Below are 21,407 nucleotides of genomic sequence, written 5' to 3'. Positions count from 1 at the left end.
GGATCAGCCTCGCCGCCGACCCGACGGGTGATCAAGTACGCACTCGGAAGTGGGTGGTTACCCTGGGGTCAGCATCCAGGTCGGAGAGGTGGGGGTATGGCGACGGTGCCGAGGCCAGGACCGTACGTGTGCGGGATCGACGCCGCGATGGACGTGATCGGCGGCAAGTGGAAGGTGCTGATCCTCTGGGCGCTGGACGAGCGCGGGAGCTGCCGCTTCGGTGAGCTGCGCCGGCTGGTGCCGGGCATCACCGAGAAGGTGCTCGCCGCCCACCTGCGCGAGCTGGAGGCGGACGGCGTGGTGCACCGCGAGTCGTACCAGGAGGTGCCACCGCGGGTGGAGTACTCGCTGACGCCGACGGGGGCGCGGCTCAACGCGGCGCTGGCCCCGCTGGGGGCCTGGGGCCGGGAGCACGTCCTCGGCGGCGTCCCGCACCCGGACGCGCCCCGGTAGTACCAGGGCGCGTCCGACGGTGGGTCAGCGGTTCTCGAAGGACGGCTTGCGCTTCTCGGCGAAGGCGGCCATGCCTTCCTTCTGGTCGGCGGTGGCGAACAGCGCGTGGAACAGCCGTCGTTCGAACCGGACGCCCTCGGCGAGCGTGGTCTCGAACACCCGGTTGACGCTCTCCTTCATCATCACGGCCGCCGGGGCGGACATCGCGGCCACCGTCTCGGCGGTCGCCAGCGCCTCGGTGAGGAGGTCGGCGGCGGGGACGATCCGGGAGACCAGGCCGGCCCGCTCGGCCTCCTCGGCGCCCATCATCCGCCCGGTCAGGCAGAGGTCCATCGCCTTGGCCTTGCCGACCGCCCGGGTCAGCCGCTGCGAGCCGCCGATGCCGGGGATCACCCCGAGCTTGATCTCCGGCTGGCCGAACTTCGCGGTGTCGGCAGCGATCAGGATGTCGCAGAGCATCGCCAACTCGCAGCCGCCGCCCAGCGCGAAGCCCGCCACCGCGGCGACGACCGGCTTGCGCAGCCGGCCCAGCTCGTCCCAGGGGCCGAGCCAGTCGTCCAGGTAGACCTGGGGGAACGCGTTGCCCTGCATCTCCTTGATGTCGGCCCCGGCCGCGAACGCCTTCTCCGAGCCGGTGATCACCAGCGCGCCGATCGAGGGATCGCGGTCGAAGCCGGTCGCCGCCGCCACCACCTCGCGCATCAGCTGGTTGTTCAGCGCGTTCAGCGCCTCCGGCCGGTTGAGCGTGATCAGCCCGACCCGGCCCTTCTGCTCCACCAGGATCGTCTGGTACTCGGTCATCGCCGTTGACTCCCTCGGTACTTGGGTATCGGTGCCGAGGACACCATCCCCGACCGACCCGCCCGGGCGCCAGTCTCGCGATGCGAGACGGTGATCACGTGTCGGCGCGCAGCAGGGTGGCCAGCGGCCTGGCCCGGACCTGAGGGGCGGGCCGGGACACGTACAGCTCGGCGTGGAACCACCCCTCGCTCTCCAGACCGGCCGGGTCGAGGCCCGCGTCGAGCACCGCCCGCAGGGTGCCGGCCCGCTCCTCGATGCCGGTGAAGCGGCGCTGCCGGAAGGTCCGGGCGAGCCGCTCGGTGACCAGGCCGTACTCGGCCAGCACCTCGGCGATCGGCCCGTACGGCACGGCCCGCAGGACGAAGGCGGCCACCCAGGGCGGGGAGTCGACGCAGGCCAGCAGGCGGTCGAAGCTCCGGGCGGAGACGTACCCGACGCCGCCGGTGACGGTGACCAGACCGGCGTCGGCCACGGTGGCCCGGAGCGCGGGGGAGGGGGCGGCGCGCTCCAGGTTCTCGGCGAACGCGGCGGTCAGCAGCCCGGCCCGGCGGGCGTACTCGACCGGGCCGCTCGCCACGTCGATGCCGATCACCGGGACCGCCTCGGGGCGGCGCCGGGCGGCGTAGAACTGCCGGTCGCGGAGCGAGAGTTCGGGGGTGGAGAGGTCGTCCAGAGCCGGATCGGTGTAGCGGTGGTAGAGCTCCGTCAGGGTCAGCTGGTGGTTGAGCAGCGCCGCGTTGATCCCGTACGAGCAGCACAGGTCGACCACCGTGCGCGGCTCCCGGGCGGCGGTGAGCAGACGGAACACCCGCTGGGCGTGGTGCGGCGTGACGTACTCGTACGGGCCCAGGGCGCGGAAGTAGCCGCGCGGGTCGGGCTGCTCGTAAGCCTCGGCGAAGCTGGCCTTGCCCGGGACGGAGTGGCCGCTGGTCATGGTGCGCGCTCCTCCGTGCGAAGCCGGTGCCGACACCTCCCAGTCAAACGCTCCGGGGCGTGCCGGGCAACGGCTGGTCAGGCGGCCGGCCAGTTGCGCAGCAGGGCGTCGAGGGCGTCCAGGATCCGGGTCCAGCTGGCCTGCGAGTCGCGGGCGGTGTGGCCGAAGGCACCGGCCTGCTCCAGGGTGACGTAGCCGTGGAAGGTGCTGCCGAGCAGCCGGACCGCGTCCGTCTGGTCCGGCTCGGCCAGCTGGTAGCCGCGCAGGATGGCCCGGGTCATCGCGGAGTGCTTGCCGGCCGCGCTGGCGAGCGCGGTCTCGGGGTCGAGTTCGAGCTGGGCGGCGGCGTACCGGCCGGGGTGCTCCCGGGCGTAGTCGCGGTAGGCGTCGGCGAACGCGGCCAGCGCGTCCTTGCCGGACCGGCCGGCCAGCGCGGCGGCGACCCGGTCGGCGAGCTCGGCCAGGGCGAGCAGGGCGATCCGGGTCTTCAGGTCCTGGGAGTTCCTGACGTGCGAGTACAGGCTGGCGTCCTTGACCCCGAACCGGCGGGCGAGCGCCGAGACGGTCACCTTGTCGAAGCCGACCTCGTCCGCGAGCTCGGCTCCGGCCTGGGTCAGACGTTCCTTGGTCAGCCCGACTCTCGCCATGGGTATACCTCCATTTGGCTTGGTTGATTAATCATTTGCCTAGGACTCCTAGGTACTTTAGCGTGCTTCCCATGAAGCCGTTGACTGAGCAAGAGATCCGGGCCTCCTTCGTGAACTGCACCAAGGGTGAGGCCAAGCGCCTGAACGTGCCGCGCGGGCTGCCCGAGCTGCCCTGGGAGGAGCTGGACTTCCTCGGCTGGCGCGACCCCCAGGCCCCCGAACGGGCCTACCTGGTGGCCGAGTTGGACGGCCGCCTGGCCGGGGTCGCGCTGCGTCTGTCGACCGGCGGGGTCGGCCAGGCCCGCCGCAGCATGTGCTCGCTGTGCGTCACCACGCACAGCGGGGGCGTCTCGCTGATGGTGGCGCCGCGGGCCGGCAAGGCCGGGCAGCAGGGCAACTCGGTGGGTGCCTACATGTGCAGCGACCTGGCCTGCTCGCTGTACGTCCGGGGCAAGCGCGAGGCCGGCCCCGGTGCGCGCCTGCACGAGTCGATCACGCTGGAGGAGAAGATCGAGCGGACCCTGACCAACCTCGCGGCCTTCGTCGCGAAGGTGACGGTCTGATCCCCGCTCAGCGGGACAGGCCGAGTTCCCGCTCGCCCAGGTCGGCGAAGAAGCCGGCCACCTGGTGCTCCGTCACCTCGGCCAGGGTGGCGGGGGACCAGTGCGGGTCGCGGTCCTTGTCGACCACCTGCGCGCGGATGCCCTCGACCAGGTCGGGGGCGTCCAGCGCGGCGCAGGAGATCCGGAACTCCTGGTCCAGCGTCTCGGCCAGCGTGCGCTGCGCCCGGGCCCGGCGCAGCGCGGCCAGGGTGACCTTGAGCGAGGTCGGCGACTTGGCCCTGATCTGTTCGGCGGCCTCCTTGGCCTCGGCGATCCCAACGGCGTCCAGCCGGGTCAGGATCTCCTCGACGGTGTCGGCCGCGTAGCAGGCGTCGATCCACTCCCGCTGCCCGGAGAGCACGGCCTCCGGTGCCTCGGCGGCGTACCGCTCCAGCGCCTCGGCCGGGGCCACCTCGGCCAGCGCGGCGGTGAAGCCCGGCAGCGCGGCCACCGGGACGAAGTGGTCGGCGAAGCCGCAGAGCAGCGCGTCACCCGGGCCCATCGACGCGGCGGTGAGCGCGAGATGCGTGCCGAGCTCGCCCGGGGCGTGCGCGAGCAGCCGGCTGCCGCCGACGTCCGGCACCAGGCCGATCCGGGTCTCCGGCATCGCCACCGTGGAGCGCTCGGTGACCACCCGGACGCTGCCGTGCGCCGAGAGACCGACCCCGCCGCCCATGGTGATCCCGTCCATCAGCGCGACGTACGGCTTCGGGTAACGGGAGATCAGCAGGTTCAGCCGGTACTCGTCCCGGAAGAACTGCCGGGCGCCCGCACCGCCCAGCTTGGCGTCGTCGTGCAACGCCCGGATGTCCGCCCCGGCGCACAGCCCGCGCTCCCCGGCACCGGTCAGCAGCACGGCCTCGACGCCGTCGTCGGACGCCCAGTCGGTCAGCCGCTCCTCGATCGCCAGCAGCATCCCGTGGGTGAGCGAGTTCAGCGCCCGGGGCCGGTCCAGCGTGATCCGGCCAAGGCGGCCGACCTGCTCCAGCACCACATCCGTCGTCATCGGGGCCCCGCTCCGTTCGCTTGCCGTCTGTCAGGAGAACCCCGCCACCGTACCCGGCGGACCGGCCGCTCTAGGATGAGGCCGCTGATCACCATGGGGGGTGTGCGCGTTGAACTTCTCGCTGCTCAACGACGAACCGGTGCACGACATCGGGGGCGAGGACGTGCTCGGGACGTTCCGGGCGGCCCGGGAGCTGGCGCGGCTGATCCAGGCCTCGCGGGAGGCGACGCCGTTCACCATCGCGATCGACGCGGACTGGGGGATGGGCAAGAGCAGCCTGATGCACCGGATCGAGGCGGAGCTCGGGGTGGACCGCACCGTCGAGTGCGTCTGGTTCAACGCCTGGACGGCGGACGGCACCGACGCCCTGGAAGGCGTCATCAAGTCGGTGCTCCAGCGCTTCGACCGCAACCTGCTGCGCCGGGTCTGGTACCGCACCGGCCGCCGCGGCCCGCTGCTCGCGGCGCTGCGGCTCGGGGTCACCCTGCTGGCCGGGGTGTTCCGGGTGGACCGGATGGTGGACGAGCTCTGGGAGCGGATGGCCGCCGACGCGGCGGCCCGCAACCAGATCCGCGAGCTGATCTCCAAGTCGGCCACCGAGTGGGCCGCCGCGCCCGGAAGTTGGGACCGGCGGCGGCTGCTGGTGGTCTTCGTGGACGACCTGGACCGCTGCTCGGACGCGACCATCCTGGCGGTCTGCGAGGCGATCAAGGTCTACCTGGACGTACCGGGGCTGGCCTTCGTGCTGGGCTGCGACCAGCGCCGGATCGCGGATGTCGCGGAGGCCACCGGGCGGGCCCTCAGCGCGGACTACCTGCAGAAGATCGTGCAGGTCAACTACCGGATGCCGCCGATCGATCCGCTGCAGGCCAGGCGGCTGGTGGAGAGCTACGCCCAGCGGTCCGGGACGGCCGGACTGCTGACGCCGCCGCTGGCCGCGCTGCTGGCCGAGCGGATGGGCCGCAACCCCCGGCGGATCAAGCGGCTGATCAACAGTTTCGTGATGGAGTATCACCTCGACGCCGGGTGGCAGCAGTTCGGCGCGGAGGGGCTGCTCCGGTCGGTGCTGCTCCAGCACCTCTACCCGGACTTCCACCGGGCGCTGGTCGAGCCGGGTAGCCCGGACCTGGTGGCCGAGTTCGTCGCCTACTACGAGCTGCGCGGCCTGGTCCGCCGGGGCGGCGAGGAGCTCGACCCGGCGCAGGCGGCCGGGCTGACGGCGCTGGCGGAGCGGCTGGACCTGCCTCTGCCGGACACCTGGCCGGTCGTCCTGGAGCGGCTGGAACGGGCGCTGCCGCCGGAGTACCCGGTGCTGGCGGCCGACCGGGGGTTCGTCCGGCTGATCCTGGACTTGGAACAACTGCCGAACGCCGCAGCCCTGTTGGGCTGGCTGCGGCGGACCGTACCGCTGCCGGTGCCGCTGGAGGCCCGGCCGCAGGCGTCGGTCTACGGGGGCACCCCGCCACAGTCGGTCGGCGCCCCGGCGCTGAATCTGAGCGGGGCGCGGGTGCTCTGGGTGGACGACGTGCCGACCAACAACGACCGACTGGCGGAGCAGCTGCGGCGGTCCGGGGCCGAGGTGCGCCAGGTCAAGAGCACGGCCGAGGCGCTGACCGAACTGGCCTGGCAGCCGCACGTGGTGATCACCGATATGAAGCGGGGCAGCGAGAAGCGGGCGGGGATCGACGGCATCACGGCCGTCAAGGCCCGGGGGTTCGCCGGCCGGGTGATCGTCTACGCGCAGACCCGGGACGTGCAGCTGTTGATCGACGCCGAGAACGCCGGAGCACTGGTGGCCCGGTCGGCGACCATGCTGGTGGATCTGATCGAGGCGGCGCCCCGCTGAACCCGGACCGCCGCCCCGCTCGGACGGGAGCGGGGCGGCGGCTGGCGGAGCGTCAGGTGGCGGAGCGTCAGGGCACGATCCGCCCGGTGACCTCGCCGAAGGAGATCAGCGCCCCGTCCGGGCCCGGCGCGGTGGCCGTGATGGTGACGGTGTCGCCGTCCTCCAGGTAGCTGCGGCTGGTGCCGTCCGGGAGCTTGACCGGGTTCTCGCCGTTCCAGGTCAGCTCGATCAGCGCTCCCCGGCTCTCCACCTCGGGGCCGCTGATGGTGCCGGAGGCGTACAGGTCGCCGGGGCGCAGCGAGGCGCCGTTGGCGGTGAGGTGGGCGAGCTGCTGCGCGGCCGTCCAGTACATCGAGGCGAACGGCGGCCGGGAGATCACGTGGCCATTCAGCCGGACCGTCAGGGTGAGGTCCAGGCCCCAGGGCTCGCCGTCCCGGTCGTCCAGGTAGGGCAGCAGCTCGAACTCGCGCGGCGGCGGGCTGACCCGGGCGTGCTCCAGCGCGTCCAGCGGGACCACCCAGGGCGACAGCGAGCTGGCGAAGGATTTGCCGAGGAACGGGCCGAGCGGCACGTACTCCCAGGCCTGGATGTCGCGGGCGGACCAGTCGTTGAGCAGGCAGACGCCGAAGACGTGCTCCCGGAAGTCGGCCAGCGCGACCGGCTTGCCGAGCTCGCTGCCCGCGCCGACCACGAAGGCCACCTCGGCCTCGATGTCGAGCCGACGGCTCGGGCCGTACGAGGGCAGTGGCTCGCTCGGCGCCTTGCGCTGGCCGTTCGGGCGGACCACGTCCGTGCCGGACACCACGATCGTCCCGGCCCGGCCGTGGTAACCGATCGGCAGGTGCTTCCAGTTGGGGGTGAGCGGCTCGGTGCCGGGGCGGAAGATCTTGCCCAGGTTGGTGGCGTGGTGCTCGGAGGCGTAGAAGTCGACGTAGTCGGCCACCTCGAACGGCAGGTGCAGGGTGACCTCGCCGACCGGGTGCAGGTGCGGGGAGACGGCGGCCCGGTACGAGGAGTCGCCGAGCCACGCGGTGAGCGCGGCCCGGACGGCGGTCCAGGTCGGACGGCCCGCCGCCAGCAGCGGGTTGAGGGTGTCGGCGTCCAGCAGCACGGAGGGCTCACCGACCGCGCGGGCGGCCGCCCCCGCGTCCAGCACGAAGTCGCCGACCGCGACGCCGATCCGGCGCCGCCCGGGCTGGTCGGCGGTGCTGAAGACGCCGTAGGGCAGGTTGTGCAGGCCGAACGGGGAGTCCTGCGCGGACTCGAGCCAGCTGGTGGTCAACGGTTCTCCCGGGTGAGCAGGCCGAGTTCGGCCAGGTCGGCGAGCGGTTCGGCGATCGAGCAGGTGCCGAAGGCGGTGAACGAGCGGCGGGCGACGGCGACCTGAGGCTCCGTCAACTCCCGTGCGGCGGCGGCGAGTACGGCACCGGAGCGCTCGGCCAGCGCCTCGGCCGCCCGGGCCGGATCGGCGGCGGCGAGCAGCACGTTGAGGAAGCCGTGGTGCTCGAAGCCGGTCACCGGGTCGGTGTGCCGGATGGCGTTGTGCAGACCCGCGGTGCACTTGTACGGCACCCCGAGCTCCGCGCAGGCGGTCAGCGCGGCGGCCAGCTCGGCCACCGTCGGGAAGGCCCCGGCGGTCAGCCCGCCGGTGCGGAACTTGGCCCGGTGCGGGGTGCCGGCCAGCTGGTCGAGCTGCTTGAACAGGCCCTCGCCGTACGGGAGTTCGAGCGCGCCGAGGACACCGTCGGGCAGTTCGGGCAGTGCGGAGGCGGCCACCTCCACGCCCACCACGTCCAGCCCCGGCACCGGCCGGTACGTCGAGCTCCCCGGCGCCAGCACCAGGGCGACCGGGAACTCCGGCCGCAGCGCGGACAGTTCACCGGCCCGGCCCGCTCCGCAGAGGAACGGGCCGACCGACTCGGCGTACCAGGCCAGGCGGTGCCCGGTGTGTGCGGGCACCGCCTCACCCAGCGGCAGGTCTCCCGGCGGAAAGACCGACGCGTCGTCGAAAAGTCCTCGGAACAGCGCGGGCAGGCTCATCGCCGACCGCCCGACCAGGTCCAGGCGTAGTTGCCGTCCTCGCTCGCGGCGGCACCCTCGCCCAGCTCCAGCGGGCGGAAGGTGTCCACCATGACGGCGAGTTCGTCGAAGAACTCGGCGCCGATCGAGCGCTCGTACGCGCCCGGCTGCGGGCCGTGGGTGTGGCCGCCCGGGTGCAGCGAGATCGAGCCCTGGCCGATGCCGGATCCCTTCCGCGCCTCGTAGTTGCCGCCGCAGTAGAACATCACCTCGTCGCTGTCCACGTTGGCGTGGTAGTACGGCACCGGGATGGAGAGCGGGTGGTAGTCCACCTTGCGCGGCACGAAGTTGCAGATCACGAAGTTGTTGCCCTCGAAGACCTGGTGGGCCGGCGGCGGCTGGTGGATCCGCCCGGTGAGCGGCTCGAAGTCGGCGATGTTGAACGCGTACGGGTAGAGGCAGCCGTCCCAGCCGACCACGTCGAACGGGTGGTGCGGCACCGTGTACCTGGTGCCGGCCACGCCGTTCGGGCCCCGGTGCTTCACCAGCACGTCGACCTCGCCGCCCTCGACCACCAGCGGCCCGACCGGCCCGCGCAGGTCCCGCTCGCAGTACGGCGCGTGCTCCAGCAGCTGGCCGAACCGGGAGAGGTAGCGCTTGGGCGGGGTGATGTGGCTGTTCGCCTCGATGCAGTACGCGCGCAGCGGCGCGTCCGGGCCCGGCACCCAGCGGTGCGTGGTGGCCCGGGGGATGATCACGTAGTCGCCCTCGCCGACCTCCAGCGAGCCGAACACCGTCTCCAGCACGCCGCTGCCCGACTCGATGTACACGCACTCGTCGCCGAGCCCGTTGCGGTACAGCTCGCTCGGCGCCCCGGCCACCACGTAGGAGATCCGGACGTCACCGTTGCCGAGCAGCAGCCGCCGCCCGGCCACCACGTCGGTGTCCTTCCACTCCTCGCCCTGGAACAGCTCGTGCAGCTTCAGGTGACGGGGGATCAGCGGGTGGTTGGGGGTGGTGCGCTGGTCGGGCAGCTCCCACGGCACGGCGGCCGTGATGGCCGACGGGATGCCCCGGTGGTAGAGCAGCGAGGAGTCCGAGGTGAAGCCCTCCTCGCCCATCAACTCCTCGTAGTACAGCCCGCCTTCGGGCGTGCGGTGCTGGGTGTGCCGCTTGGGCGGGATGCTGCCCAGCTGCCGGTAGTGCGCCATCTTCGTGATCCTCCCGAGCCGGTCTCAGAGGTTGCCGCGCTTGTCCTGCTCGCGCTCCAGGGACTCGAACAGGGCCTTGAAGTTGCCCTTTCCGAAGCCCAGCGAACCGTGCCGCTCGATGAACTCGAAGAACACCGTCGGCCGGTCGCCCTGCGGCTTGGTGAAGATCTGCAGCAGGTAGCCGTCCTCATCACGATCGACCAGGATGCCGCGCTTCTTGAGCTCCTCGACCGGGACCCGGACCTTGCCGATCCGCTCGCGCAGCTTCGGGTCGTCGTAGTACGAGTCGGGGGTGTTCAGGAACTCCACGCCGTTGGCGCGCAGGATGTCCACCGTGGTCAGGATGTCGTTGGTGGCCAGCGCCAGGTGCTGGCAGCCGGGGCCGCCGTAGAACTCCAGGTACTCGTCGATCTGCGACTTCTTCTTGGCGATCGCGGGCTCGTTCAGCGGGAACTTCACCCGGTGGTTGCCGCTGGCGACCACCTTGCTCATCAGCGCCGAGTACTCGGTGGCGATGTCGTCGCCGACGAACTCGGCCATGTTCTCGAAGCCCATGACCCGGTTGTAGAAGCCGACCCACTCGTCCATCTTGCCGAGCTCGACGTTGCCGACCGCGTGGTCCAGGGCCTGGAACAGGCGCTTGGGGTGGCCCTCCGGGCGCTGCACCCGGGTCTGCGCGGCGACGAAGCCGGGCAGGTACGGGCCGTGGTAGCGGGAGCGGTCGACCAGGGTGTGCCGGGTCTCGCCGTAGGTGGCGATCGCGGCGCGCCGCACGGTGCCGTGCTCGTCGGTGACGTCGTTCGGCTCCTCCAGCACGGTGGCGCCGGTGGCCCGGGCGTGCGCGATGCACTTGTCCACGTCCGGCACCTCGAGCGCGAGGTCCACCACACCGTCGCCGTGGCGGCGGTGGTGGTCCAGCAGCGCGCTGTCAGGGGAGACCCCGCCCTTGATCACGAAGCGGCAGGAACCGGAGCGCAGCACGAAGGCCTTGCGGTCCCGGCGGCCGGTCTCGGGACCGGAGTAGGCGACCAGCTCCATGCCGAAGACGGCCTGGTAGAACTGGGCCGCCTGGGTGGCGTTGCCCACCACGAAGACGATGGCGTCCTGGGCGATGACCGGGAACGGGTCACCGGCGGCGTCGTGCTCGACCAGGCCCACCAGGCGGCGCAGCTGCTCCGCGTCGAGCCCGGCCTCCAGCTCCTCGGGGGTCAGTTCAACGGCGTTGGCGGTCATGGGTTCCTCCACGTTGAGGCTTGCGGTGCGCTGAGCTTGCTCCCGCCGGATTGATCGGGCAACAGGACGATGATCGGCTGCTCAATGTGTACAAGCTGAGCAGCCGGGACCCGCCAGGGCTGGTCAGATTGTCCAGTGCCGATCGTGACTCTTGTGCCGCGTCCGGTCAGCCGAGTAGAGCGTCGAGCACCTCCGCGTCCGTGGTCTGGTCGAAGTCGGCGTAGAACGCGCCGATCGCCAGGAACCCCCGGGGCTCGTGCACGCAGACCAGCCGGTCGGCCTCGCCGCGCAGCCCGTCCCGCCACTCGGCCGGCGCGACCGGGACGGCCAGCACCACCCGGGCGGCGCCGCGCTGCCGGACGATCCGGCAGGCGGCCTTGGCGGTGAAGCCGGTGGCGATCCCGTCGTCCACCACCACGACGGTCCGCCCGCGCAGCTCGACCGGCGGCCGGCCGCCCCGGTAGCGCTCGGCCCGGCGGGCCAGCTCGGCCTGTTCGGCGCGTTCCACCGCGGCGAGCTGAGCGTTCGTCACATGGGCGGCCTGGCGGACGTATTCGTTCACCACCCGGGCGCCGCCCTCGCCGATCGCCCCCATGCCGAGCTCGGGCTGGCGCGGCACCCCGAGCTTGCGCACCACGCAGATGTCGAGCGGTGCCCCGAGCACCTTGGCCACTTCGGCGGCCACCGGTACGCCGCCGCGCGGCAGGCCCACCACCACCGCGTCGGGGATCGTCCCGAGCCGGGCGGCCAGCTGCCGCCCCGCGTCCTTCCGGTCGGTGAAGTACATCGCACTGCCTCCCATCCCACCGTACGTCCCGGTCCGTGACCCCGGATGTCCCGTTCGGCCGACCGGGACCGGGTGCGGGCGGAGCCCCCGTGCGTCCGGGACGTCGGGCTCGCGACGGTGGAGCTCCGAACCGAGGACGACGAAGGAGGCCCACCGTGGCCGGCAAGACCAACAACCACGGGCTGTTCACCACCGGCGAGCCGGTGAGTGCCTGGACGGTCAGTACCGCCCTCCCCGTCACCTACCAGGTGGCCTTCACCCCGCAGCTGCTCAACCCGGGCAACCCGGCGCTGGCGAGCGCCGGTGCCACCCCGGGGCGGCGGCTGGTGGTGGTGGAGGAGACCGTGCACGCGCTCTACGGCGACAAGATCCGGGCCTACTTCGGGACCCGGGGCCTGGCGGTCGAGCTCGGCGTGCTGGCGGCGCACGAGGAGGTCAAGACGATGGAGTCGGTGTTCCGGGTCGCCGAGTGGATGGACCACTTCGGGGTCTCCCGGCGCGCCGAGCCGGTGATCGCGATGGGCGGCGGCGTCCTGATGGACGTGGTCGGCCTGGCCTGCAGCCTGTACCGCCGCTCGACCCCGTTCGTCCGGGTGCCCACCACGCTGATCGGCCTGGTGGACGCGGGCGTCGGGGCCAAGACCGGGGTGAACTTCGGCCGGCACAAGAACCGGCTCGGCACCTACCACCCGGCGGTGGCCACCCTGCTGGACCCGGCCTTCCTGGCCACCCTGGACCAGCGGCACCTGAGCAACGGCCTGGCCGAGATCCTCAAGGTCGCCCTGATCAAGGACCGGAAGCTGTTCGAGCTGCTGGACCGGACCGGCGAGGCGCTGATCGACCAGCGCTTCCAGGGCCCGACCCCCGGCGGCGAGGTGCTGGTCCGGGCGGTGCACGGGATGCTCCAGGAGCTCCAACCCAACCTCTGGGAGCACCGGTTGGAGCGCTCGATGGACTACGGCCACTCGTTCAGCCCGACCGTGGAGATGCGGGCGCTGCCCGAACTCCTGCACGGCGAGGCGGTCTGCCTCGACATGGCGCTGACCACGGTGCTCGCCCAGCGGAGGGGACTGGTCGAGACCGCCGAACGGGACCGGATCCTCGGCCTGATGCGCCGGTTGCAACTCCCGGTCCGGCACCCGCTGCTGGAGCCGGAGACGCTGGCCGATGCGCTCACCGACACCATCCGGCACCGGGACGGCCGGCAGCGCTTCCCGCTGCCGGTCGGGATCGGCGACGGCTGCTTCGCCGATGACCTGACCGCCGCCGAGATCGGCCGGGCGGCCACCGAACTGGAGGAACTGGCATGCGTAGCACCGTGATCGTCGCCGACACCCGCGGCCCCGCGGACGTGCACGGCGTGCATGGGGCCCACGGCCTGACCCACTGGGCCTGCCTGGCCCGCAGGCCGGGACTGCTGGGCGGCTGGGAGGCGGTCGAGTGGGCCAGCCTCCCGCCCGGCGGCGTCAGCGGGGAGCACCTGCACACCCGCACCGAGGAGGCCTACATCCTCCTCACCGGCCGGGGGGAGATCATCCTCGACGGCCGGCCCCACCCCGTCGAGGCCGGTGATGTCGTACTCACCGGCCTCGGCACCACCCACGGTCTCCGCAACGCGGGCACCGAGGCGCTGGACTGGCTGGTGATCGAAATGCCCGCCCCACTACCCCGACCACGCACCCCGATCCTGCGGCACGCCGTGGTGACCAACCTGCGCCGGGTCGGCCCGATCGACCCCGGCGTGGTGCTCACCGGGCCGCTGCGTCACCTCGAGTTGGTCCGACTGCGGCCCGGCGAGCGGACCGAGCTGGCCGCCGACGCGACCGAGCACACCGTCTTCGTGACGGCCGGCAGCGGCCGGGCCGCCGCCGCGGACGTCCGGGTGCCACTGGAGCCCGGCCGGTCCGTCACCCTCCCGCTCGGCAGCTCGGCGGCCTTCACCGCCGGGAACGACGGGCTGGAGTACGTCCACGCGGTGCTCACCGTGCCGCCGTCCGAACGACCCGGGGAGTCCCGATGATCGTCTCCGACACGGCCCACGCGGCCGTGCACCTCGGCCCGGGCACCCAGCGGGTCCGCACCCGCTGCCTGGCCCGCCGGGGCATGCTGCACAGCGAGACCGAGGCCGTCGACCACGTCCGGCTCAGCCCCGGCGCCTGCTACGACCTCGCCGGCCGGGCGGGCACCGAGGCGGCCTGGTACGTGCTGCGCGGACCGGTCGCGCTGCTGGACTGCCCCGAGCAGCCGCAGCACCTGCTGGCCGAGGGCGATCTGCTGCTCGCCCCCGAGGGCGGCCGGGTGCACCTGCACGGCGGCCCGCTCGGCGCCGAGCTGCTCTGCCTGACCGTGCTGCCCGACGCGGTCAGCCGTGAACTCCCGGCACGCAAGCCGGAGTTGGAGCCGGGCAGGTCGGTCCTGGACCGCCGTGGCGCAGCCGTCCCGGCGGGGAGTGAGCCCTGATCGGGACCCCGTCCCCTCCCGCCCGGGACACCGGGCGGGACACCTTCGAAGCAACAGGTCTCAACAAGGAGCGTCCGAGATGACCAGCACCGCGATCACCGCCCTCCGCCGGGGCCGCGCCGTCGACCCCGGCCAGGTGCTCACCGGTCCGCTGCGCGGTGTCGGCCTCAGCTGGCTGGACCCGCAGCAGAGCATCGAGCTGACCGCCGACGGCGTCGAGCACACGCTCTACGTCACCGCCGGCGCCGGCCGGGCGAGCACCGACGAAGCCGACGTGCCGCTCGCCGAAGGCACCGCCGTCACGCTGCCGCTGGGCGCCGAACTCGTCCTCACCGCCGGGGAATCGGGCCTGGAGTACTTCCACGCCGTCCTGGCCGTACCGGGAGAAGGCCCCCGATGATCGTCACCACCGCCTCCGCGTCCGCCATGACCGTGGTCGGCCCGGGCAGCGAGCGCACCCGCGTGAGCTGCCTGGCCCGCCGGGACCTGGTCGCCGCCGACTGCGAGTCCTTCGAACACCTCCGGCTCAGCCCCGGCGGCACCCACCACCGCGCGGGCCGCCCGGAGACCGAGGCCGCCTGGTACGTGCTGCGCGGCCCGGTGGTCGCCGAGCAGCGGCCCGACCGGGCCCAGCACCTGGCCGACGCCGGTGACCTGCTGCTGGTCCCGGCGGGCCAGGACCTGGACCTGCAGGCCGGCCCGCTCGGCGCCGAACTGCTCTGCCTGACCCTCGGCGCCCGGCCCGCCCCGCGCCGCCGTCCGCTGCCCCGCCGCCGCACCCGCCCGTGAGGATCGAATCATGAGCGCCATCCCCGGTGCCCTCGCCGTGCACCACGTCGCGTACACCGTGCCCGACCTCGACCAGGCGGTCACCTTCTTCACCGAGGTGATCGGGGCCCAACTGCTCTACCGGTCCGGTCCGGTGAACGATCCGGACGGGGACTGGATGACCCGTCAGCTCGGCGTCCACCACCGGGCCGCCGCGTACGTGGCGATGCTCCGGCTGGGTCCGGTGACCAACCTGGAGCTGTTCGAGTACAGCTCGCCGGACCAGCGCCGCGAGCTGCCCAGGAACAGCGACTGGGGCGGTCACCACCTGGCCATCGCGGTCACCGACGTGGACGCCGCCGCCGCGTACCTGCGGGCCCAGCCCGGCGTGCAGGTGCTCGGCCGGCCGGAGACGGTGGCCGACGGCGGCCCGATCGACGGCGACCGCTGGGTGTACTTCCGGGCCCCGTGGGGCCTGCAGCTGGAGCTGATCGACCTGCCGCCCGGGCTGCCGTACGAGCGGCAGACCGAGGCCCGGCTCTACCGGCCGACGCAGAACTGGAGTTGAGAGCCATGCCGACCGCCACCGCCGCCGTGGTCCGGGGCCAGGGGGAGCCGTTCACCCTGGAGCCGGTCCGACTGGACGACCCGCGCCCCGACGAGGTGCTGGTCCGGATCGCCGCCGCCGGGATCTGTCACACCGACCTGAGCGTCCGGGCCGGGCACACCCCGGGCCCGCTGCCCGCCGTGCTCGGCCACGAGGGCGTCGGGACGGTCGAGGCGGTCGGCGGCGCGGTGACCCGGCTGACGGTCGGTCAGACCGTGCTGCTCACCTTCGCCTCCTGTGGCGAGTGCCGCGACTGCCGGACCGGGGAGCCGATCCGGTGCGCGCACTGGCCCCGGCTGAACCTGTTCGGCGGCAGCCGGGCGGACGGCAGTGCCACGCTCCGCGGCGCCGACGGCTCGCCGCTGCACGGGCACTTCTTCGGCCAGTCCTCGTTCGCCACCCTGGCGCTGGCCACCGAGCGCAACGCGATCGCGGTGCCGGACGGCGTGCCGCCCGAGCTGCTGGCCCCGTTCGGCTGCGGTGTGCAGACCGGCGCGGGGGCGGTGCTGAACGTGCTGCGACCCGAACCGGGCGACACGGTGGTGGTGTTCGGCGCCGGGGCGGTCGGCCTGTCGGCCCTGCTGGCGGCCCGGCTCACCCCGGCCGCCCGGCTGGTGGCGGTGGACGTCCGGCCCGACCGGCTGATGCTGGCTCACGAGCTGGGCGCCACCGACGTGGTGGACGCCGGCGCCGAGGACCCGGTCGAGGCGGTCCGGGAGCTGACGAAGGGTCGGGGCGCCGAGCACACCCTGGAGACCAGCGGGCAGCTCGGCGCGCTCGGGGCGGCGGTCCGGGCGCTGGCGATCGGCGGCACCTGCGCGGTGGTCGGGGCGCCGCCGGCGGGTAGTCAGCTCGCCCTGGACGTCCCGGCCCTGCTCGACCGGGTGCCCCGGATCGTCGGCGTCAACCAGGGCGCCAGCCGGCCCGGGCGATTCCTGCCCGCGCTGGTGGACCTGTACCTGGCGGGCCGGCTGCCGGTCGACCGGCTGGTGCGGACCTTCCCGTTCGCCGCCGTGGAACGGGCCGCGGCGGCCGCGGCGGCCGGTGAGGTGGTCAAGCCCGTCCTGGTCATGCCCTGAAGCCCGGACGACCCATCAGCATGTCACACTAAGTCACATAACCTTCACTGGTAGTGTCGGCCAGGTGGATGAGCTGCAGAGTGACACCGGTTCGGTGCGTGTACTGATCGTCGATGACCACCCGCTCTTCCGGGAGGGGCTGAAGGCCGCCCTGCAGAGCGCCGACGGGATCGAGGTGGTCGGCGAGGCGGAGACCGTCGCGGCCGTGCCGGACGCGGTGGCCGCGTGCCTGCCGGACGTGGTGGTGCTCGACCTCTCGCTGCCCGACGGCTCCGGCCTGGAGGCGGCCCGCAGGCTGGCCGAGCAGACCCCGACCGCACCCGTGCTGATGCTCACCATGGCCGACGACGACGGCAGCCTGCTGGCCGCCCTGCAGGCCGGCGCCCGGGGCTACCTGGTCAAGGGCGCCGGGCGGGACGAGGTGCTGCACGCGGTGCGCACCGTGGCGGCCGGCGGCGCGGTCTTCGGCTCCGAGATCGCGGCCCGGATCACCACCCTGCTGGCCGGCACCAAGCTGCGCGAGGCGGGCCAGCTGTTCCCCTCGCTCACCGCCAGGGAGGCCGAGGTGCTCAACCTGGTGGCCCGGGGGCTGGACAACCGCCGGATCGCCCGCGAGCTGGTGGTGGCCGAGAAGACGGTCCGCAACCACGTCACCCACATCTTCGAGAAGCTGCACGTCGCCACCCGCGCCGAGGCGGTCGCCCGGGCCAGGGACATGGGCCTCGGCGGCGACTGACGAACCGGGACCGGGGACCGGGTCGGGACCGTGGCCCGTCGCGGTCGGGACAGCGGGCCGACGAGCATGGACCGCCCAGTCAGCCAGGGTCGAGGGAGTGCGCAGATGAGCGAGAACGAGAGCACCACCACGGCCAGGGCGTTCGCGGCTGCCGCCCTGGCACTGCTCTGCACCCTGGTCTGGGTGGTACTCGCTCTCGCCAACCGGGGGCTCGAAGGCATCAGCGACTACTACTTCTTCGACGGGGTCTGGGTCGCGCTCGGCCTGACCTTCACCCTCTCCGGCCTGGTCCTGGTGATCAACCGGAGCGGGTCGGGGCTGGGCGTCCTGCTACTGGTCACCGGCGTGCTCCAGTCGCTCCGGATGGTGGTGCTGCTGGCCGCGGCGCTGGCCGGGGCGGGGCCCGGCGCGATGAAGCTGATCGTGGTGCTGGTGCTGGCCGCCGACATCGCCAACGCCTTCATGGTGATCGGCTTCCCGCTCTGGCTCCCCGACGTCCGGCTGCCCGGCGGGATCTGGCGGTGCATCACCGTGCTGGTCGCGGCGTGGAGCACGGTCCTGGCGTTCGCCAACACCGCCCGGGTCACCGAGTGGTACACCCTGTCGAACCCACTCAACGGCACCGCGCTCTACAAGTGGCTGGACGGCTGGCTCTCCCCGTACTCCTTCGACATCTTCACCGCCAGCCTGGCCCTGACCCTCACCGTCGCGCTGATCCGCTGGTGGCGCTCGCCCGGGCCGCACCCGCACCTGACCGTGCTGGTCGCGGCCTACCTGGTCTGGGCCGTGCTGGTCACCGTCCCGCACTACCTCGGTGACTACCCGGACTGGCTGCCGTACGCGGTGGTGGTCGCGGGCGAGGCCGCCTGGATGCTGGTTCCGATCGCGACCTTCCGCCGGGACCGCTCGCTCTCGCTGGACCGGGCCGCCCGGCGCTACCTGGCCGGCTACGCGTTCTGCACCCTGCTGTTCATCGGCATGCTGGCCACCACCTACCTGAGCCATCGTCTGATTCCCGGCACCGAGCCGGGCCTGCGCTGGTGGCTGGTGCTGGTGGCGGCGGTGCTCGGTGCGCTGCTGCGGCCCGCCGCCCGGTTCGTGGTGCGGGCCGTGGACCGGTACTACTACGGCGAGCGGGCGCACCCGTACCAGGTGGTGCGCCGGCTCGCCGAGCGGATGAGCCAGGCCGTCGGGCCCGCCGAGGCGCCGCCGCTGCTCTGCCAGACCGTGGTGATCGCGCTCGGCCTGCCCGCCGCGAGCGTCCGGGTCCGGACCCGGAGCGGGCCGCGCGAGCTGGCCCGGCTCGGCGAGGCCGAACTGCCCGCCGAGAGCTTCCCGCTCAGCTACGAGGGCGCCGTGATCGGCGAGCTGTCCGTGCCGCCGCGCTCCGGGCAGCGCGAGCTGGACCGGCAGGACCGCGAGGTGCTCCGGCTGCTCGCCGACCAGGCCTCGCCCGCGATCGCCTCGCTCCGGCTGTACGAGGACCTGCAGGCCAGCCGGAAGAAGATCGTGCTGGCCCGCGAGGAGGAGCGGCGGCGGCTGCGGCACGACCTGCACGACGGGCTCGGCCCCGCCCTGTCCGGGCTGCGGCTGCAGCTCGACGCGGCCAGGACCGGCCTGGCCGCCGAGTCGGAGGTGGCCGCCTCGCTGACCGCGGCCTCGGCCGGGATCGGGCAGGCGATCACCGAACTGCGCCGGATCACCGACGGGTTGGCCCCCGCCGCGCTCGGCAGCGAGGGGCTGGCCGGAGCGCTGCGCCGGCTGGCGGACGGGATGGGCAACCGCTCCCTCCGGGTGACCCTGGACCTGGACCCCGACCCGCTGCCGACCCTGCCGGCCGCGGTGGAGGTGGCGATCTACCGGATCAGCGGCGAGGCGCTCAACAACGTGGTGCGGCACTCGGGGGCGGCGGCCGCCCGGCTGGTGCTGCGGGTGGGGGCCGACGAGGTGACGGTCGAGGCGACCGACGACGGGGCGGGGTTCCCGGCGCACAACGGGGGAGCCGGGGTGGGGCTGCGGTCGATGGCGGAGCGGGCCGAGGAGTTGGGCGGGTCGTTCACCGCGGCGAACGACGCGGACGGTGCGGTGGTCCGGGCGGTCTTCCCCCGGGTGCACGGCTGACCGTTCCGGGGCGAATGTCCTGGGCGCAGTGGGGACCAGGAGCTCATGTGGGCGGGACCCGGCCGGGGGGACAGTGGTGGAAAAGCCCCGCAGAGCGGAAGCGAGACACCAGATGGCAGCGAACATCGAACCCCGGCAGGCCGGCAAGGGCGGCAGCCCCTGCGGAGGCCCGGGTCAGCCGCCGTGCCCGAAGAAGAAGTCCGACGACGAGCCCGACGACGAGGAGGAACCAGCGGCGCCGCGCCACTGAGACCTTCTGGAAGTCGAATTTCCGCCCGGCCAGGGATTCCCTGGCCGGGCTTCGGACTGTACGGGTCAGTGTTCGTGGTGCATGCCGCCGTGGCCCATGCCCGGGTCGAGCGCCATCACGGCGGCCGGGGAGACGGTGAAGGGCCGCATCATGCCGTCGTCCTCGTGGTCGAGGATGTGGCAGTGGTACATGAACTTGCCGGTCGCCCCGGTGAACTGGCCCGCCACCCGGACGAGTTCGCGCGGCGAGACGGTGACGGTGTCCTTCCAGCCCTGGTCGGCGGGGTCGATCGGGTTCTGGGCGTCCCAGCCGACCGGTTTGCCGATCGGGGTGCCGCCGCTCACCGGGTCGAAGCCGGTGACGTCGACGGTGGCCCGGGTGAGGATCTGGAACTGGATCAGGTGGATGTGCACCGGGTGCAGGGCCAGCTGCGCCAGGTTGATGATGGTCCACTGCTCCCAGGCGTCCTCGTCGATCCGCCAGTTGAGGCGGTCGTTGAAGTCGGCGGAGACCCGCCGGTAGGTGTGCACGGCCTGGCCGGCCGCCTGGACCTGGACGATCCCGTCCACGGTGGTGCCGATGGGCGGGACCTCCGCCTCGGGCACCTCCTCCATCTCCCAGAAGTGGAACATCGCGCTGGTGTCCTGAGTGATCATCAGGACCCGGTGGTTGTGGTGCGGGATGTCGTCGTGGGTCAGCCGTCGGAAGCTCGGTGACAGCACGGCGGGCAGCGCGAACGGCTCCGGCTCGGCGGCGGCCGAGACCCGGAACTCCATGACCTCCGGGTCGGGCAGCCGGTTCGCCGGGTCGGCGATGCCGACCGCGTCGTCCTCGCCGATCGGGGCGCCCTCGGCGGGTGCCGGGGCGGAGTTGACCAGCCGCAGGGTGCGGCCGGCCAGCGCGGTGAAGTCGATCAGCAGGTCGGCCCGCTCGGCCGGGGCCAGGCTGAGGCCGCGCCCCGGCAGCGGGATCGGGGTGCCGAACAGACCGGCGTCGCTGCCGATCTGCCAGGCCACGCCGTGCACCCGCTGCCCGTCCTGGTCGACCAGGTGCAGCCGGTACGGACGGGAGTTGGAGGCGTTCAGCACCCGGAACCGGTACCAGCGCGGCCTGACCTCGTGGTGCGGCCAGATCACGCCGTTCACCAGCGTGTAGCGCCCGCAGTACGGCAGCGGGCCGACCGTCTTGTGCAGCAGCTGCCCGGTCAGCGCGCCGTCCGGGCCGGTGGCCAGGTTCCGGTCGCAGAGCACCAGCGGGACCTCGAACTCCCCGGCAGGCAGGTGCAGCCGGTCCTCCTCCTCGTCCCGGACCAGGTACGTCCCGACCAGCCCGGCCAGCACGTTGAGCCGGGTGACGCCCATCGCGTGGTCGTGGTACCAGAGCGGCATCGCGGCCTGGTCGTTCGGGTACTCGGAGAGCTGGGAGTGGCCGGTGTGCACCGCGTTGTCGGTCCAGCCGTCGTTGCCCCCGTTGGTGACCGCGCCGTGCAGGTGCACCACCAGCCAGGGCGGCAGGGCGGGGCCCCTGGGGTCGATCAGGGCGGGGTCGATGCCAGGGGAGTTCTCGGCCGGCGGCATGGTGATGTCCGGGAGGTGGCCGATCTGGGCGGGGTACGGGGTGCTGATCCGGTTCTGCCAGTCGATCCGCAGCCGCTGCCCGCGCCGGACCTCGATGGTCGGGCCGGGGAAGGTGCCCTCGTACGTCCACATCGGGGTCGGGGGCAGCTCGGAGTGCAGCTGCACCTCGGCCGAGAGCTGGCGGATCGTCAGCTCGGCTTCGGGGCGCAGCACCTGGGGGATTCGCAGCGGGTCCGCGAACTTGGTGAGCTCGGTGGGGTCGGGCACGGT

At 73.0% G+C, this 21,407-nt stretch carries 22 protein-coding genes and 1 pseudogene; 13 read left to right on the top strand and 10 right to left on the bottom strand.

What is annotated here, in order from left to right; translation table 11 throughout:
- The first annotated feature begins 96 nt into the window (after positions 1-96).
- Entirely contained in the window at positions 97-453 is a 357-nt protein-coding gene (locus tag F4556_RS06965; protein ID WP_184912547.1) for a winged helix-turn-helix transcriptional regulator, read from the top strand.
- 24 nt (positions 454-477) lie between these two features.
- On the opposite strand, the gene F4556_RS06960 is transcribed toward F4556_RS06965, so the two are convergent.
- From F4556_RS06960 to F4556_RS06950, 3 genes are all read right to left on the bottom strand, one after another.
- The gene (locus F4556_RS06960; protein WP_184912545.1) at positions 478-1,254 is read right to left on the bottom strand and encodes an enoyl-CoA hydratase; all 777 of its coding nucleotides are present in this window, start codon (positions 1,252-1,254) and stop codon (positions 478-480) included.
- 94 nt (positions 1,255-1,348) lie between these two features.
- Positions 1,349-2,188 carry a hypothetical protein gene (locus F4556_RS06955; protein WP_184912543.1) on the bottom strand — a complete coding sequence of 280 codons (840 nt, stop codon included), beginning with the start codon at positions 2,186-2,188 and terminating at the stop codon, positions 1,349-1,351.
- A gap of 77 nt (positions 2,189-2,265) precedes the next feature.
- Positions 2,266-2,835, bottom strand: a complete 570-nt coding sequence (locus F4556_RS06950; protein WP_184912541.1) for a TetR/AcrR family transcriptional regulator — start codon at positions 2,833-2,835, stop codon at positions 2,266-2,268.
- 71 nt (positions 2,836-2,906) lie between these two features.
- Here F4556_RS06950 and F4556_RS06945 point away from each other — a divergent pair, with 71 nt between their 5' ends.
- Entirely contained in the window at positions 2,907-3,398 is a 492-nt protein-coding gene (locus F4556_RS06945; RefSeq protein ID WP_184912540.1) for an FBP domain-containing protein, read from the top strand.
- Positions 3,399-3,405: 7 nt separating this feature from the next.
- On the opposite strand, the gene F4556_RS06940 is transcribed toward F4556_RS06945, so the two are convergent.
- Positions 3,406-4,443 (bottom strand): enoyl-CoA hydratase/isomerase family protein, encoded by a 1,038-nt coding sequence (locus F4556_RS06940; RefSeq protein WP_184912538.1) that lies wholly within the window; start codon positions 4,441-4,443, stop codon positions 3,406-3,408.
- Between the two features lie 109 nt (positions 4,444-4,552).
- Here F4556_RS06940 and F4556_RS06935 point away from each other — a divergent pair, with 109 nt between their 5' ends.
- Positions 4,553-6,289, top strand: a complete 1,737-nt coding sequence (locus F4556_RS06935; RefSeq protein WP_184912536.1) for a P-loop NTPase fold protein — start codon at positions 4,553-4,555, stop codon at positions 6,287-6,289.
- 67 nt (positions 6,290-6,356) lie between these two features.
- On the opposite strand, the gene fahA is transcribed toward F4556_RS06935, so the two are convergent.
- From fahA to F4556_RS06910, 5 genes and pseudogenes are all read right to left on the bottom strand, one after another.
- Positions 6,357-7,571 carry a fumarylacetoacetase gene (fahA, locus tag F4556_RS06930; protein ID WP_184912534.1) on the bottom strand — a complete coding sequence of 405 codons (1,215 nt, stop codon included), beginning with the start codon at positions 7,569-7,571 and terminating at the stop codon, positions 6,357-6,359.
- Positions 7,568-8,329, bottom strand: a complete 762-nt coding sequence (locus F4556_RS06925) for a hypothetical protein (protein ID WP_184912532.1) — start codon at positions 8,327-8,329, stop codon at positions 7,568-7,570. Before F4556_RS06925 ends, fahA begins: the two co-directional genes overlap by 4 nt.
- Positions 8,326-9,519, bottom strand: coding sequence for a homogentisate 1,2-dioxygenase (locus tag F4556_RS06920; RefSeq protein WP_184912531.1), 1,194 nt, complete (start codon positions 9,517-9,519; stop codon positions 8,326-8,328). Before F4556_RS06920 ends, F4556_RS06925 begins: the two co-directional genes overlap by 4 nt.
- A 24-nt stretch (positions 9,520-9,543) precedes the next feature.
- Positions 9,544-10,680, bottom strand: a complete 1,137-nt coding sequence (gene hppD, locus F4556_RS06915; RefSeq protein ID WP_376775782.1) for a 4-hydroxyphenylpyruvate dioxygenase — start codon at positions 10,678-10,680, stop codon at positions 9,544-9,546.
- A gap of 247 nt (positions 10,681-10,927) precedes the next feature.
- Positions 10,928-11,539 (bottom strand): annotated as a pseudogene (locus F4556_RS06910) (phosphoribosyltransferase); the annotation flags it as partial.
- A 155-nt stretch (positions 11,540-11,694) separates the two neighbouring features.
- Between F4556_RS06910 and F4556_RS06905 the strand changes: the two are divergent.
- The 10 genes from F4556_RS06905 to F4556_RS06860 all read left to right on the top strand — a co-directional run bounded on the left by F4556_RS06905 (position 11,695) and on the right by F4556_RS06860 (position 19,560).
- The gene (locus F4556_RS06905; RefSeq protein ID WP_184912528.1) at positions 11,695-12,861 is read left to right on the top strand and encodes a sedoheptulose 7-phosphate cyclase; all 1,167 of its coding nucleotides are present in this window, start codon (positions 11,695-11,697) and stop codon (positions 12,859-12,861) included.
- Entirely contained in the window at positions 12,846-13,559 is a 714-nt protein-coding gene (locus tag F4556_RS06900) for a cupin domain-containing protein (RefSeq protein ID WP_184912527.1), read from the top strand. The genes F4556_RS06905 and F4556_RS06900 overlap by 16 nt, the downstream gene beginning before the upstream one ends.
- Positions 13,556-13,999 (top strand): pirin family protein, encoded by a 444-nt coding sequence (locus tag F4556_RS06895; RefSeq protein WP_184912526.1) that lies wholly within the window; start codon positions 13,556-13,558, stop codon positions 13,997-13,999. The genes F4556_RS06900 and F4556_RS06895 overlap by 4 nt, the downstream gene beginning before the upstream one ends.
- A 79-nt stretch (positions 14,000-14,078) precedes the next feature.
- Positions 14,079-14,399 carry a hypothetical protein gene (locus tag F4556_RS06890; RefSeq protein ID WP_184912525.1) on the top strand — a complete coding sequence of 107 codons (321 nt, stop codon included), beginning with the start codon at positions 14,079-14,081 and terminating at the stop codon, positions 14,397-14,399.
- Entirely contained in the window at positions 14,396-14,788 is a 393-nt protein-coding gene (locus F4556_RS06885; protein WP_184912523.1) for a hypothetical protein, read from the top strand. Before F4556_RS06890 ends, F4556_RS06885 begins: the two co-directional genes overlap by 4 nt.
- A 10-nt stretch (positions 14,789-14,798) precedes the next feature.
- Entirely contained in the window at positions 14,799-15,335 is a 537-nt protein-coding gene (locus F4556_RS06880) for a VOC family protein (protein WP_184912521.1), read from the top strand.
- A 5-nt stretch (positions 15,336-15,340) separates the two neighbouring features.
- Entirely contained in the window at positions 15,341-16,453 is a 1,113-nt protein-coding gene (locus tag F4556_RS06875; protein WP_184912519.1) for an NAD(P)-dependent alcohol dehydrogenase, read from the top strand.
- A 64-nt stretch (positions 16,454-16,517) separates the two neighbouring features.
- Complete coding sequence (locus tag F4556_RS06870; RefSeq protein ID WP_313068195.1) at positions 16,518-17,189, top strand: response regulator; 672 nt, start codon at positions 16,518-16,520, stop codon at positions 17,187-17,189.
- A 105-nt stretch (positions 17,190-17,294) separates the two neighbouring features.
- Positions 17,295-19,310 carry a sensor histidine kinase gene (locus F4556_RS06865; protein WP_184912518.1) on the top strand — a complete coding sequence of 672 codons (2,016 nt, stop codon included), beginning with the start codon at positions 17,295-17,297 and terminating at the stop codon, positions 19,308-19,310.
- A 112-nt stretch (positions 19,311-19,422) separates the two neighbouring features.
- Positions 19,423-19,560, top strand: a complete 138-nt coding sequence (locus tag F4556_RS06860) for a hypothetical protein (protein WP_184912516.1) — start codon at positions 19,423-19,425, stop codon at positions 19,558-19,560.
- Positions 19,561-19,625: 65 nt separating this feature from the next.
- Here the strand turns inward: F4556_RS06860 and F4556_RS06855 are convergent, their stop codons facing one another.
- Positions 19,626-21,404: a multicopper oxidase family protein gene (locus tag F4556_RS06855; protein ID WP_313068194.1), complete on the bottom strand. Its 1,779-nt coding sequence runs from the start codon at positions 21,402-21,404 to the stop codon at positions 19,626-19,628.
- Between the last annotated feature and the right edge of the window lie 3 nt (positions 21,405-21,407).

It is taken from the genome of Kitasatospora gansuensis, from assembly GCF_014203705.1.
GTDB lineage: Bacteria > Actinomycetota > Actinomycetes > Streptomycetales > Streptomycetaceae > Kitasatospora > Kitasatospora gansuensis.
This window is presented reverse-complemented; position numbering and strand designations above follow the sequence as displayed.